Origin of the sequence: Achromobacter sp. MYb9 (genome assembly GCF_002975275.1) — a bacterium.
Classification (GTDB): Bacteria; Pseudomonadota; Gammaproteobacteria; order Burkholderiales; family Burkholderiaceae_B; genus Achromobacter.
This window is the reverse complement of record NZ_PCOQ01000012.1, coordinates 158,097-170,528: the sequence shown is the minus strand read 5'-3', so window position 1 is coordinate 170,528 and position 12,432 is coordinate 158,097. Positions and strand designations below refer to the sequence as shown.

Genomic DNA, 12,432 nt, shown 5'->3' with positions numbered 1-12,432 from the left:
CGCAGCCCCCTCGGGGGGCAGCAAGCTCGCGCAGCGAGCGCAGCGTGGGGGCCCTCTCACTTCAGCGCGGCTTTGTCCTGCGATACGTCCATGATCATGCGGGTTGCCAGGTACAGGCGCGGCACGATGCTGTTGATCTGGATGTACTCGGCATCGTTGGAGTGGGCGCCGAATCCGCTCAGGCCCATGCCTTCGACGACCGGGCCGCGGGCTTTCAGGGCGGCGAACGCGGCGTCCGTGCCCCCGCCGCTGGCGCGGTCGACGACTTTCATCGGCAGGTCCAGCTCTTTATAGATCTGCACACCGTGCTGGGCCAGGGCGCGGGACGCGGCGGTGGCCTCCAGGGGCGGCCGGCGTACTTCGAACTTCACCGAGACCTTGGATTCGGGCAGCAGTTTCTTCTGGACGCGCTCTTCCAGGGTGCGCGCCAGGGCGTCGAAGTCCGACACGCGCAGCGCGCGGGCATCGGCCTGGGCGGTTGCCTGGCCGGGGATGACGTTGCGGTTCGTGCCCGCCTGGGCGACGGTCCAATTCAGTTTCAGGCCTTCCTCGGGCTTCGAAAGCTTATCCAGTTGCAGCAGCTGGTGCGCCAGTTCATATAGCGCGTTGACACCGCCTTCGGGGCGGGCGCCGGCGTGCGAGGTCTTGCCTTGCACGGTCAGGTAGGCGGCGCCGATGCCGCTGGTGGCAAGGGTCAGGCGGGCTTCGGCGCCGCCGCCTTCGAACGAAAAGACGGCGTCCTGATCGGCGCCCAGCCTCGTAATGGTGCTGCGGGCGCCCGGCGAACTGATCTCTTCGTCGCCGTTGATCAGCACGGTGATGGTGCCGAAGTCGCGAAAGCCCAGTTTCTGAAGCAGGGTCAGGGTGTGGATGATGGTCGCGACGCCGTGTTTGTCGTCGGCGATGCCCAGGCCGTAGGCTTTGTCGCCATCCACCCGGAACGGCTGGTCTTTCAGCATGCCATTGCGATACACCGTGTCCATATGCGCGATCAGCATGATCTTCTTGGTGCCGGTTCCCTTGAATTCGGCATGGACCATCGGGCCGACCTTTTCCGGGGTGTCGTCCAGCCGGAAGACATCGGTGGCCGGCAGGATCTCGACCGTGCCGCCCAGCGCCTTCAGGCGGTCGCGGATCAGGTCGGCGATGCGTTCCACGCCTTCGACGTCCTTGCTGCCGGACTCGATGTTGACCAAATCCCGCATGGTGTCGAGCATTGCCTGTTGCTGGCCCTTCGCGGCTTCGTGCACGGCGGCCACGGGCGCGGCCAGCGCCGCGTGCGCGCCGCCCAGGAAGGCCAGGGCGACACAAGCGCGCAGAACATGCAGGCGGGGAGAGGTAAGCGGCATCGAGGGAACCCTTTATGTGGCGGGGGAAAGGGGCGCCGGCCGGAACGGCCTGGCGTCAGGGACGCAAGGCCAAATGGCGCGCGGCTCCTGAAAGTCACGATACGAGCGCGCGGGAAGCGCGAAAATGGTGATTTCCCGGGTTGACGGCGCACGCCTTCCATGTAGTGGGGACAGGTCGAAAGGCCCGCCGGGAACTTGAAGAGAATCCGAAGCTCCCATACGGGCGGGTAATGCTAAAATCCGCCGGCTGATCCGGTAATGACCGGTATGGGAATGGGCGAATCGAGTTCGCCCTTTTTTATGCGTTTTCTTGCGGCTCTGGGTGGATACCCCCGGAGCGCGGCAACAGGGATTCCATGTTCGAATTTATTCGCAGCCATCGGCGCTGGATGCAGTTCATCCTGCTGATTCTGATTGTGCCGTCCTTCTTCCTGGTCGGAATTCAAGGCTATGACAGCTTCATGCGCCAAGAGCCTGAGTTGGCGACAGTCGACGGCCAACCTATTTCGCGTGCCGAATTTGACCAGGCGCACCGCAACCAGCTGGAGCAGTTCCGTCAGCGCATGGGCGCGCAGTTCGACCCGGCCGTGATCGACACGCCGGCGATGCGTGAAAGCCTGCTCAATCAGCTGATCAATCAGCGCCTGCTGGCCAACGTCGCCGTCGACAACCGTTTCACGGTGTCCGACGAAACGCTGCGCAACACCATTGCCGCCATTCCGGAAGTGCAGGACAACGGCCGCTTCTCGCCCGAGCGCTATCGCCAGGTGCTGGCAGCGCAGGGCATGTCGCCGACCTCGTTCGAAGCCGGCCTGCGCCGCGACCTGGCGGTCGCACGCGTGCTGGAACCCGTCGGGCAGTCGTCGCGCGCGCCCACCGAAGTCGTGGCATCGCTGGAAACCGCATTGACCCAGCAGCGCACGGTGCAAACGCGCCGCTTCGCCGCTGCCGATTTCCGCTCGCAAGTCACCGTCACGCCGGCCGACATCCAGGCTTGGTACGACGCCAACAAGCAGCAGTTGCAGGTCCCCGAGCAGGTCCAGGTGCAGTACCTGGTGCTGGACGAGGCCGCCGCCACGCAAGGCATTCAGGTCAAGGACGAAGACCTGACGGCCTATTACGAGCAGAACAAGAACCGCTTCGGCCAGCCCGAACGCCGCCGCGCCAGCCACATCATGATCGAACTGGCCCCGGGCGCATCGGAAGACGCCCGCAAGGCTGCTCGCATCAAGGCTGACGACCTGGCCCGCCAGGCCGCAGCTGATCCGGCGCAGTTCGCCGAATTGGCCCGCAAGAATTCGCAAGACGCCGGGTCGGCTGCCAATGGCGGCGACCTGGGCTGGCTGGCACCGGGCATGTTGACCGGCCCGCTCGAAAAGGCGATTTTCGGCCAGGCCAAGGACCAGGTGTCCGGCGTGGTGGAAAGCCCGTCCGGCCTGCACATCGTGAAGGTTACCGAGATCCAGCCCGCGGCCATCAAGCCGCTGGCCGAAGTCAAGGACCAGATCACCGGCGAAGTCCGCAAGCAGCTTGCCGCAGTGCGCTTCTCGGAAATGGCCAGCCAGCTGAACAAGCAGGTCTATGACCAGCGCGACAGCCTGCAACCCGCTGCCGATGCCGTCGGCCTGAAGCTGCGCACCGCCTCGGGCGTGACTCGCGAAGGCCTGCTGCCCGCCGATAAGGCCGGTCCGGGCTCGGCCGCCGACAGTCCCGACGCCGCGCTGTTGGATAACCCGCGCGTGCGCCAGGTGCTGTTTTCGCCGGACGTGCTGCGCGAAAAGCAGAACTCCGGTGTGATCGAACTGTCGCCTGCCACCATGATGGCCGTGCGCGTGGCCGCCGTGGAACCGGCGCACGTGCCGGCGCTGGACAAGGTCAGCGAGACCATCCGCGCCAAGCTGCTGGATGAACGTTCGGCCGAAGCCGCCAAGAAGGCCGGTGAAGCCGCGCTGGCGGCCGACAAGGCAAATCCGTCGGCGGCGCCGGAAGGCTTCTCGGCGGCCGTGACCGTGTCGCGCCAGGATCCCAAGGACTTGCCGCAAGCGGTGGTGGACGCGGCGATGCGCCTGCCGGCCACCCAGTTGCCCGGCTATGCCGGCGTGCAGTCGGGCGTCGACTACACGTTGGTGCGCCTGGAAAAGGTCGAAGCCGGCACGGTGGATGCCGCCGCCAAAGACCGCCTGACGCAGCAGTTGTCGGGCGGCCTGGGCCAAGCCGAAATCGAAGCGCTGCTGAAAATGCTGCGTGAACAGTACAAGGTGCAAGTGCTGCCCAGCGCCGCCGAAGTCATCCGCGGCGAGCAGCCGCAGGCGGCAGGCTGATCAGCAAGAAAGGGCCTTAACGCCAAAATGCCCTAGTTCAACAGTGGCTGCAACGTCGGCCACACGTTGTCCAGCAATTGCGGCTGGGCATCCTCATTCGGATGGATGCCGTCAGCCTGGAACATCGCCCGGTTCGTTGCGATACCTTCCATCAGGAAGGGCACGAGCCGGGCGTTTTCGTCTTTGGCGACCGTCGGGAACAGTTGGGCGAAACGCTGCGTGTAATCGCGGCCATAGTTGGGCGGGATCTGCATGCCGACGATCAGCACCTGCGCATCCGCCTTGCGCGAAGCCTGGGCCATGGCGCGCAGGTTCTGTTCGGTCATGGACAGCGACAGGCCACGCAGGGCGTCGTTCGATCCCAGCTCCAGCACCACCACCGCCGGCGCATGTTGGCGCAACAGCGCAGGCAGGCGAGCCACGCCGCCGCTGGTCGTATCGCCGCTGATGCTGGCGTTGATCACCTGGTACTTGGGGTATTGTTCCGAAACCCGGGCGGACAGCAAGGGCACCCAGCCCGTGCCGCGCTTGATGCCGTATTCGGCGGACAGGCTGTCACCCACCACCAATACGGTGCGCGGCGCGGAACCCTGGGCCGCCGCAGCGGTCTGAGCGAGGGCGGGGGACGCCATGACGGCGGCTGCCAGGGTGGTTTTCGCCAGGGCGGATGTAAGACGCAGACGGGAAAATAGGCGCATGGATAGCAAGAATTCGATCGAAGTGAAAGGGCTGGGCAAGCGGGTGGCCGATGCCGGCGGGACGCTGTCCATCCTGGATGGTATCGATTTTACGGTGGCGGCCGGAAGTGCCGTGGCCATCACCGGAAGTTCCGGATCGGGCAAGTCGACCCTGTTGGGACTGCTGGCCGGGCTGGATGTTCCCAGCATGGGCAGCGTACACCTGGCCGGGCAGGACCTGTTCGCGCTTGACGAGGACGGCCGTGCGCGGTTGCGCGCCAATCATGTGGGGTTCGTGTTCCAGTCGTTCCAGTTGCTGCCGAACCTGACCGCGCTGGAGAACGTGATGTTGCCGCTGGAACTGGCCGGGCAATCCGCCCGCGAACCCGCGCAAGCCATGCTGGAGCGCGTGGGCCTGGGCGCCCGGTTGCACCATTACCCTCGGACGTTGTCAGGCGGCGAACAGCAGCGGGTGTCGCTGGCGCGCGCCTTCGTGGTGCGGCCCGACCTGCTGTTCGCCGACGAGCCCACCGGCAGCCTGGATGCCGCGACGGGCGTCACGGTCATTGACCTGATGTTCGATCTGCACCGCGAACACGGCACCACCCTGGTGCTGGTGACGCACGACCCGCAGCTGGCCGCGCGTTGCGGGCGTCAACTGGTGCTGGCCGCCGGCCGGATGGTCCAGGGCGCCTGAGACGCCCCGGCCAGATCGGCGTACCCGCCGGTCATTTCGCTTTGGCGACCGCCTGGTTCCATGCCGCGACCACGGATTCATACTCGGTGGCGGCGGCTTCCTGGCTGACCGGGAAGATCTTGACCGTGGACAGATCGGGCAGGGTGGTCAGGCTGGCCACGGCCACGTCGGTGCGGGTCGGGCGGCGGAAGTTCTTCACCAACTGCGCTTCTTGCGACGCCTTGCTCAGCAGGCCGTCGTACAGCGCCTTGGCCGCATCCAGGTTTTTCGCGCCCTTGATGATGAACATCCCTTCCGGCGCCAGATAGCTGCCTTCGCTGGGGTAGACGAGCTTGATCTCCTTCTGCCCACCGGCCACGTATTCCTGCGCGGCGTATTCCAGCGTCATGCCCACGGCGTATTCGCCGGCCGCCACGCCCTTGTAGGTGGTGCCAGACGAGGCGGTCACGACCGCGTTGGCGGCGATTTTGTCCAGGCCAGCCTGGCCAAACTGCTTGTACAGGCCATAGACCAGCATGTAGGCCGTGCCGCTCTTGGCGGGGTCGGTAATGGCGAACTTGTTCTTCCACTGCGGCTGCATCAGGTCTGACCAGGTGGCCGGCGCCGGCAGCCCCTTCAATTGGCGCTCGTTGACCATCATCACCATGACGTGCACGTTCGTGCCGACCCACAGGTCGTCCGGCCCGCGGAACTCGGCCGGGATCTTGTCCAGGTCGGCCGGGCGGTAGGGCTGAAGGTGCTGGCGATAGGCGCCCAAGGTGCCGAAACCACCGCTCCAGAACAGGTCGCCGCGCGGATTCTGCGACTCGGCCTCGATGCGCTTCATCATCGTGCCGGTGCCGCCGGTGACGGGCTGCACGTTCAGCTTGGGGCTTGTCTTCTTTACCGCTTCCAGCGCGGTTTCGATGGTTTCCGTATTGTTGGACGAATACAGCACGACGTTCTGGGCGTGCGCGGCGCCCGACGCCAGGGCGGCGGTCAGGACACTGGTGCGTATCAGGTGCTTGAGTTGCATGGCTAGCCTTTGGATCGAGGGGGGTTATTTGCCGGAAAACAGCTTGATGCGGAATGCCTTGACCGACACGATGATGGGCAGCACGATCACCGTGACCAGCGCGGCGCCGTAGGCCGAGGCCATGCCCAGCCGGCCGCCGTCGACCTGGCGGAAGATGGCGATCGGCATGGTTTCCAGGCCGCCGCTGTAGGCGACGATCGACGCGGAGAGTTCCGAGATGGTGGTGAGCCACATCAGGATGGCGGCCGAAATGATCGACGCCTTCATGGCGGGCAGGATCACTTTGAAGAACGTCATCAACGGGGATACGCCCAGGCTGATGGAGGCCTCTTCGATCGAGTCCGGGATGTTGAACAGCACCGACGAGGCGTTGCGCACCGCGAACGGCAGGCGGCGCACGGTGTAGCACAGCACCATGATGCCGGATGTGCCTGCCAGCACCAGCCAGCCGGTGTTGAACGTCTGCACCAGCGCAATGCCCAGCACCGTGCCCGAGATCGTCAGCGGCAGCACCACGATGTAGTCCAGCACTTGCGTGAAGGCGCTGCGCTTCTTGATCGTCAGGTAGCTGACCAGCACGGCGAACGCCACGCCCAGCACCGTCGCCAGCGAGGCAAACTTCAACGAATTCAGGATGGGTTCCGGTGCGCCGTGCACGGCCCGCTGCATGCTGGCCAGCGACCACTGGCCCCATTGCATGACGGGGCCGCTGGTCTTGGTGAAGGCCGCCACGAACACGATGATGAGCGGCAACATGGACAGCAGGATCACGAAGCCGACGCCGCCGGTGTACAGCGCGGCCGTCCACGAGCGCACCCGCACGGCCGCTGGCGCGCGGCCTTGCGTCATGGTGTAGACCTTGCGTTCGACCACGCGCTTCTGGAAGAAGAGCACGATGGCGACGATCGCGATCGACACGACCGACATGGCGCTCTGCAGGGTGGGGCTGCCCCCCATTTCGCTGACGAAGGTGTTGTAGGTCATTACCGACAGCAGCGGCACGCGGCTGCCCAGCAGCATCGCTAGCGCGAAGTTGCCCACGACCAGCGTGAAAACCACCAGCGCGTTGACCAGCACCGCGGGCAGCAGCACGGGCACCAGCACCCGAATCTTGGTCAGGAAAGGCGGCGTGCCCAGGCTCAGGCCGGCTTCTTCCAGTTGCCCATCAAAGCCGCGCAGCGCGGCCAGCACACCCAGGTAGATGTACGTGTAATAGACGAGCGTCATGGAAAACACCATGCCCGTCCAGCCGTAGAAAGAGGGCAGCGCGATGCCCGCGTCGCCCAGCAGATTGGTCAACAGCCCGTTATTGCCCAGGACCAACAGCCACGACTGGCCCACGATGATCTCGGGGATCACGATGGTCAGCACCGGCAAGATCGCCACCAGGTTCTTCAGCGGGAAGTCATAGCGCGCCACCATATAGGCGAACGGCACGCCCACCAGCACCGTGCAGGTCGTCACGGCCAGGCCCAGGATCAGCGTGTTGCCGAAGGCCTCCAGGTATTGCGAGTCTGCCAGCAGGGCCTTGAATCCCTCAAGCGAAAAGCCGCCGTTCTGCCCGGTGACGCTGTTGCCGAACAGTACGCCCAGTGGATACAGCACAAAGAACAGCAGCAGGACCAGGCTGATTGCGGTCAGGATGCCCCAGGGCCACCATTTGATTTTCATGGCGCGGGCGTCCTCAGGCGTTGACGACGCGGCTGTCGGCCGGGATCAGCACCTGCACGGCTTCGCCGGGCTGGAACTGCGCGACCATGTTGCCGGCATGCAGCTCGACGCGGATCTCGGAGCCGTTGTCCAGGGCGATGCGATAGGCGGTCTTGAAGCCCAGATACTGGCGGCGCAGCACTCTGCCCGGCAGCGTGTTCGGCACGTAGGGGGCAGGCGACATCAGCGCCAGTTCTTCGGGCCGCGCAATCAGCACACCGCTGGCGTCCAGCTGCGCACTGCCGCGCACGCCATCGAATCCCAGGCCGCAAAGCTCATAGCGGACATGGCTGTCGGGCGCGCCTGCAAGGCCCGTGCGCGCAGGCACCGGAATCACGTTGGCCGAACCAATGAAGTCGGCCACGTAAGCGTTGACGGGCGTGCCGTACAGTTCTTCGGGCGTGCCCAACTGCGCAATGCTGCCGTGGTCCATGATGGCGATGCGGTCGGACATGGCCAGTGCCTCTTCCTGGTCGTGCGTGACGAACACGGTCGTGATGCCGGCTTCACGCACCAGGTCCAGGATGACGTCGCGCATTTGCAGACGCATCTTCGCGTCCAGGTTGGAGAGCGGTTCGTCCATCAGCAGCACGCGCGGCCGGATCACCAGCGCGCGGGCCAGCGCCACGCGCTGGCGTTGTCCGCCGCTCATCTGCGCGGGGTAGCGGTCGGCCAGCGCCAGCAATCCCACTTTATCCAGCGCCTCGTTTGCGCGACGGGTGGTTTCGGCGCGTGCCACGCCACGGGCGCGCAGGCCGTAAGCCACGTTGTCGAAGGCGGTCTTGTCGGGGAACAGTGCGTAGTCCTGGAACACCATGCCGATGTCGCGGCGGTGGGCCGACACGTGGGTCACGTCGTCCTGGTCGAACAGCAGGCGTCCGCCGTCGGGGGCATAGAAGCCCGCGATGCAGCGCAGCAGCGTGGTCTTGCCGCAGCCGCTGGGCCCGAGCAGCGTGTAGAACGCGCCGTCGGGAATGTGCAGCGACAGATTGCGCAGCACTTGCTGCCCGCCGAAAGTCTTGACGATGCCGTCTACCGTGATCGATGCCATGTGTGGTTCCTGCTTGGGTTCCCGGCATCATAGGAATGCGTCCGATCGGCGACCAGCAGTGTTTTTTAAGGCATGGCGTTAGATTTTCTAAGAGGTCGGCGCCGCCGCTATCCCCTAGAATGCCGCTGAACAGCGTGGGCGCTGGCGATAGCCGCGCCGCCGATAAGTCAATAACAAGGGTAAACGTGGGAAAGAGCAGCACAGTCTTGCGCCTGGCCGGCGGCCGGGCCGGCGTCCGCTGACATGGCGGGGCAGAGCCTGCCGCCGTTGAAAGCCCTGCGCGTCTTCGAAGCCGCGGCGCGGCTGCGCAGTTTCACGGCGGCCGCCGACGAGCTCAGCATTACGCATAGCGCCGTCAGCCAGCAGATCCGCATTCTTGAAGAGTATGTGGGCCAGCCGCTGTTCGCCCGCGAAGCGCGCGGCGTGGCGTTGTTGCCGTGTGCCCAGGCGTATTTTCCGGAAGTGCAGGCAAGCCTTGAACGCATCGCCGCGGCGACCGCCAAGCTGAAGTCGCCGGCCTACGGCGGTGTGCTGCGCGTCTGCGCCACGCCGTCGCTGACCATGAAATGGTTGATCCCGCGGCTATCGGCCTTCCAGGTCCGCCATCCGGGGATCGACGTGCAACTGAGCACGCAGGCTCGCCCGTTCCTGGACCGAGGCGGCGATTCCGGCGCCGACGTATTGATACGGCACGGTTTCATGGCGCAGTCCGACCTGGCCTGCGTGCACTGCCTGGATGATTTTCATCTGCCCGTGGCGTCGCCGCGCTTCATCGAGCGCAACCGGCTGGCCGCGCCGGCGGACTGCCTGGGCCATCCTCTCTTGAAGATATCGGGCGGCATGGACCACTGGCCGCGCTGGTTCGCGCTGGCCAAGGTGGACGTGCCGGCGCAGTTGCCCGGTCCCGTGTTCGATCATCAGTTCCTGTGCATGCAGGCGGCCATGAACGACCTGGGTATTGCCCTGGCGCCATGGAGCCTGTTGGAAGACGACATCCGCGCCGATCGCCTGCGGCCGTTGTTCGCGCAACCGCAGCTGCCCAATGCCGGCATTCACGCCCTGTACCGGCAGGACGGTCCCGCGGCGGTGCCGGCGCAACTTTTCATCGCCTGGCTGTGCGCGCAGCAGCACGGCTTGCCTCATCCCGGATAAATAGGATTTCGATGCCCCCATTCTTGACGACCCCCGGCCTGCAATGGCGCGGCATTGCGCCTCCGCTGGCGCTTTCCGATTACCGCGTCATCGCGTTCGACATGGATTCCACGCTTATTTCGATCGAGACGCTGGATGAAATGGCCGACTTGATGGGCAAGAAAGCCGACGTCGCGGCGCTGACCGAGGCAGCCATGCGCGGCGACATCGCGGACTACAAACAAAGTCTGCGCGAGCGCGTGGCCTTGCTGGCCGGAATGCCCGAAACCCTGCTGGACACGGTCTACGAACAACGCGTCAAGATCAATCCGGGCGCCGAAACACTGATCAAGGCGTGCAAGGCCGCGGGGCTGACGTGTTTGCTGGTGACCGGCGGATTCACTTGCTTTACTGACCGGCTGCGGGTGCGACTGGGGGTGGACGATGTGCGCGCCAATGTGCTGGAAGTGGTCGATGGCCAATTGACGGGGCGGCTGCTGCCACAGGAGTGGGGCGATCTCTGCGATGGCGAAGAAAAGCGCCGCAAACTGGTGGACGTTTGTGCGGCGTTAGGCGTCGGCCCCGAGCGTGCGATTGCGGTGGGCGATGGCGCGAACGATCTGCCGATGATGCGTGCCGCCGGTCTGTCGGTGGGCTACCACGCCAAGCCGGCGGTTCGCCGCGAGGTGAACGTGTCGATCGACCACGGCGGGCTGGACAGGTTGCTGGAATTGTTTGCGTAGTGGTGGCGCGACGGGACCTGCCGGTGGATTTAAGGTTCTGCAGGACGACGCCGTTATCAGATCGGAAGGCAAGCTCGCCTTCTGGATCCGCCAACGCCTTGGAGGCGTCATGACCGTTCGCAATTCACTGCTTGCGTTGTCTTTTGTGTCGTTGCTGGCGCCTTCGATGGCCAGCGCCCATGATGGCACGATTCGATTTTCGGGCGCCATCGTGGAGCCGGCGGGATGCCAGGTCCAGATGGAAGGGCGTTCCGCTGCGGCGCCGGTGCCGAAGGTCAGTTGCGAGGGATCGGACGGTCGCAAGGCCATTCCCGCCGCAAACATCGTCAAGGTCAGCTCGAAGGCGTTGCCGCCGGTGGCGGACCGCAACGGCGGTCCGGACCGGCAATACCGCATCGTGACCCTCGATTACCTATAGGCCGATCAGATCAGGCCGCGGATTTCCACGGCCGGGTCCACATCGGCCTCGTAGTCCACGCCATCGATTTCGAAGCCAAACAGGCGCAGGAAGTCCTGCTTGTAGCCGGCGAAATCGGTCAGTTCGTAGATATTGTCGCTGGTGACCTGGCCCCACAAGGCCTGCACCTGGGCCTGCACGTGCGGATCCAGTTCCTTGTAGTCGGTGCGCAAGCGGCCGTCGGCGTCAAGGATCGGCGTGGCGCTGCACAGGCTGTCTTTGTACAGGCCATGGACCTGTTCGATGCAGCCTTCGTGGGTGCCCGCCGCCTTCATGACCTTGAACAGCAGCGACAGGTACAGCGGCATCATCGGAATCGCCGAACTCGCCTGCGTGACGACGGCCTTCAGCACCGAAACCCGGGCGTCGCCGCCTCGCGCCGCCAGCTTGGCGCGGATGTCCAGCACCTTTTCGTCCAGGTCCTTTTTGGCCGCGCCGATCGAGCCGTTCCAATAGATGTCGTGCGTGATCCTTTCGCCCAGATAGGTGAAGGCGGTGGTGGTGGCGCCTTCGGCGAGCACGCCGGCTTCCAGCAGCGCGTCGATCCACATCTGCCAGTCTTCACCGCCCATGACGGCGATCGTGGCGTCGATCTCGGCTTGCGTGGCTGGTTCAAGCACCGATTCCTTGACGACTTCGCGATCGGTGTCCAGGCCGCGCAGGTTCACGGCCTTGCCGATCGGTTTCAGTGTCGAATTGAACACTTGGCCCGTCCTGGGGTGCGTGCGGCGCGGGGCGGCCAGGCTGTAGATCACCTGGTCGACCTGGCCCAGGTCCGCCTTGATGGCGGCAATGGTCTTTTGCTTGATTTCGTCGGAGAACGCGTCGCCGTTGATGCTCTTGGCGTACAGGCCTTCGGCTTCTGCGGCCTTGTGGAAGGCCGCCGAGTTGTACCAGCCGGGCGTGCCCGGTTTGGCGGCGTCGGCGGGGCGTTCGTAGAACACCCCCAGCGTCTGCGCGCCACAGCCGAACGCCGCGCTGATACGGGCTGCCAGGCCATAGCCCGTCGAGGCGCCCAGCACCAGCACGCGTTTGGGGCCGCCAGCGATCGGGCCTTGCGCCTTGACGTAGTCGATCTGGTTCTTCACGTTGGCCTCGCAGCCGACGGGGTGGGTGGTGACGCAGATGAAACCGCGCACGCGGGGCTTGATGATCATGAAGACCTCGTTCGGGGAAGTGCGAAATGCTGGGGAATGCCGGATGCCGGCGCGACCGGTGCGCGAAAGCGCAAAAAGCGACCAACATTGTAAGGGAGCTGGCCCCGGCGCGCTGCCGGGGCAG

General features: G+C 65.1%; 11 protein-coding genes. 5 read left to right on the top strand and 6 right to left on the bottom strand.

Features of this window, described 5'->3' with window-relative positions; translation table 11 throughout:
* Positions 1-56: 56 nt before the first annotated feature.
* Positions 57-1,349 carry a M20/M25/M40 family metallo-hydrolase gene (locus CQ050_RS18465; RefSeq protein ID WP_105558283.1) on the bottom strand — a complete coding sequence of 431 codons (1,293 nt, stop codon included), beginning with the start codon at positions 1,347-1,349 and terminating at the stop codon, positions 57-59.
* Positions 1,350-1,705: 356 nt separating this feature from the next.
* Here CQ050_RS18465 and CQ050_RS18460 point away from each other — a divergent pair, with 356 nt between their 5' ends.
* Complete coding sequence (locus CQ050_RS18460) at positions 1,706-3,670, top strand: SurA N-terminal domain-containing protein (RefSeq protein WP_105558282.1); 1,965 nt, start codon at positions 1,706-1,708, stop codon at positions 3,668-3,670.
* 32 nt (positions 3,671-3,702) lie between these two features.
* Here the strand turns inward: CQ050_RS18460 and CQ050_RS18455 are convergent, their stop codons facing one another.
* Positions 3,703-4,368 (bottom strand): arylesterase, encoded by a 666-nt coding sequence (locus CQ050_RS18455; protein WP_199196859.1) that lies wholly within the window; start codon positions 4,366-4,368, stop codon positions 3,703-3,705.
* On the opposite strand from CQ050_RS18455, the gene CQ050_RS18450 reads away from it, so the two are divergent.
* Positions 4,367-5,044, top strand: coding sequence for an ABC transporter ATP-binding protein (locus tag CQ050_RS18450; RefSeq protein WP_199196858.1), 678 nt, complete (start codon positions 4,367-4,369; stop codon positions 5,042-5,044). The two genes, CQ050_RS18455 and CQ050_RS18450, sit on opposite strands and share 2 nt — an antisense overlap.
* A 31-nt stretch (positions 5,045-5,075) precedes the next feature.
* On the opposite strand, the gene CQ050_RS18445 is transcribed toward CQ050_RS18450, so the two are convergent.
* From CQ050_RS18445 to CQ050_RS18435, 3 genes are read right to left on the bottom strand one after another with little or no spacing between them, the layout of a single operon-like run.
* Positions 5,076-6,059, bottom strand: coding sequence for an ABC transporter substrate-binding protein (locus CQ050_RS18445; RefSeq protein ID WP_105558280.1), 984 nt, complete (start codon positions 6,057-6,059; stop codon positions 5,076-5,078).
* A 24-nt stretch (positions 6,060-6,083) separates the two neighbouring features.
* A complete protein-coding gene (locus tag CQ050_RS18440; RefSeq protein WP_105558279.1) occupies positions 6,084-7,730 on the bottom strand; it encodes an iron ABC transporter permease in 1,647 nt (548 codons plus the stop codon).
* 13 nt (positions 7,731-7,743) lie between these two features.
* A complete protein-coding gene (locus CQ050_RS18435; protein WP_105558278.1) occupies positions 7,744-8,820 on the bottom strand; it encodes an ABC transporter ATP-binding protein in 1,077 nt (358 codons plus the stop codon).
* 243 nt (positions 8,821-9,063) lie between these two features.
* Between CQ050_RS18435 and CQ050_RS18430 the strand changes: the two genes are divergently transcribed.
* The 3 genes from CQ050_RS18430 to CQ050_RS18420 all read left to right on the top strand — a co-directional run bounded on the left by CQ050_RS18430 (position 9,064) and on the right by CQ050_RS18420 (position 11,112).
* Positions 9,064-9,972 carry a LysR substrate-binding domain-containing protein gene (locus CQ050_RS18430; RefSeq protein WP_105558277.1) on the top strand — a complete coding sequence of 303 codons (909 nt, stop codon included), beginning with the start codon at positions 9,064-9,066 and terminating at the stop codon, positions 9,970-9,972.
* Between the two features lie 11 nt (positions 9,973-9,983).
* On the top strand, positions 9,984-10,694 hold the full coding sequence (serB, locus tag CQ050_RS18425) for a phosphoserine phosphatase SerB (protein ID WP_105558276.1): 711 nt from the start codon (positions 9,984-9,986) through the stop codon (positions 10,692-10,694).
* A gap of 109 nt (positions 10,695-10,803) precedes the next feature.
* Positions 10,804-11,112 carry a hypothetical protein gene (locus tag CQ050_RS18420; protein WP_105558275.1) on the top strand — a complete coding sequence of 103 codons (309 nt, stop codon included), beginning with the start codon at positions 10,804-10,806 and terminating at the stop codon, positions 11,110-11,112.
* A gap of 5 nt (positions 11,113-11,117) precedes the next feature.
* On the opposite strand, the gene fabV is transcribed toward CQ050_RS18420, so the two are convergent.
* Entirely contained in the window at positions 11,118-12,308 is a 1,191-nt protein-coding gene (gene fabV, locus CQ050_RS18415; protein WP_105558296.1) for an enoyl-ACP reductase FabV, read from the bottom strand.
* Positions 12,309-12,432 lie beyond the last annotated feature (124 nt).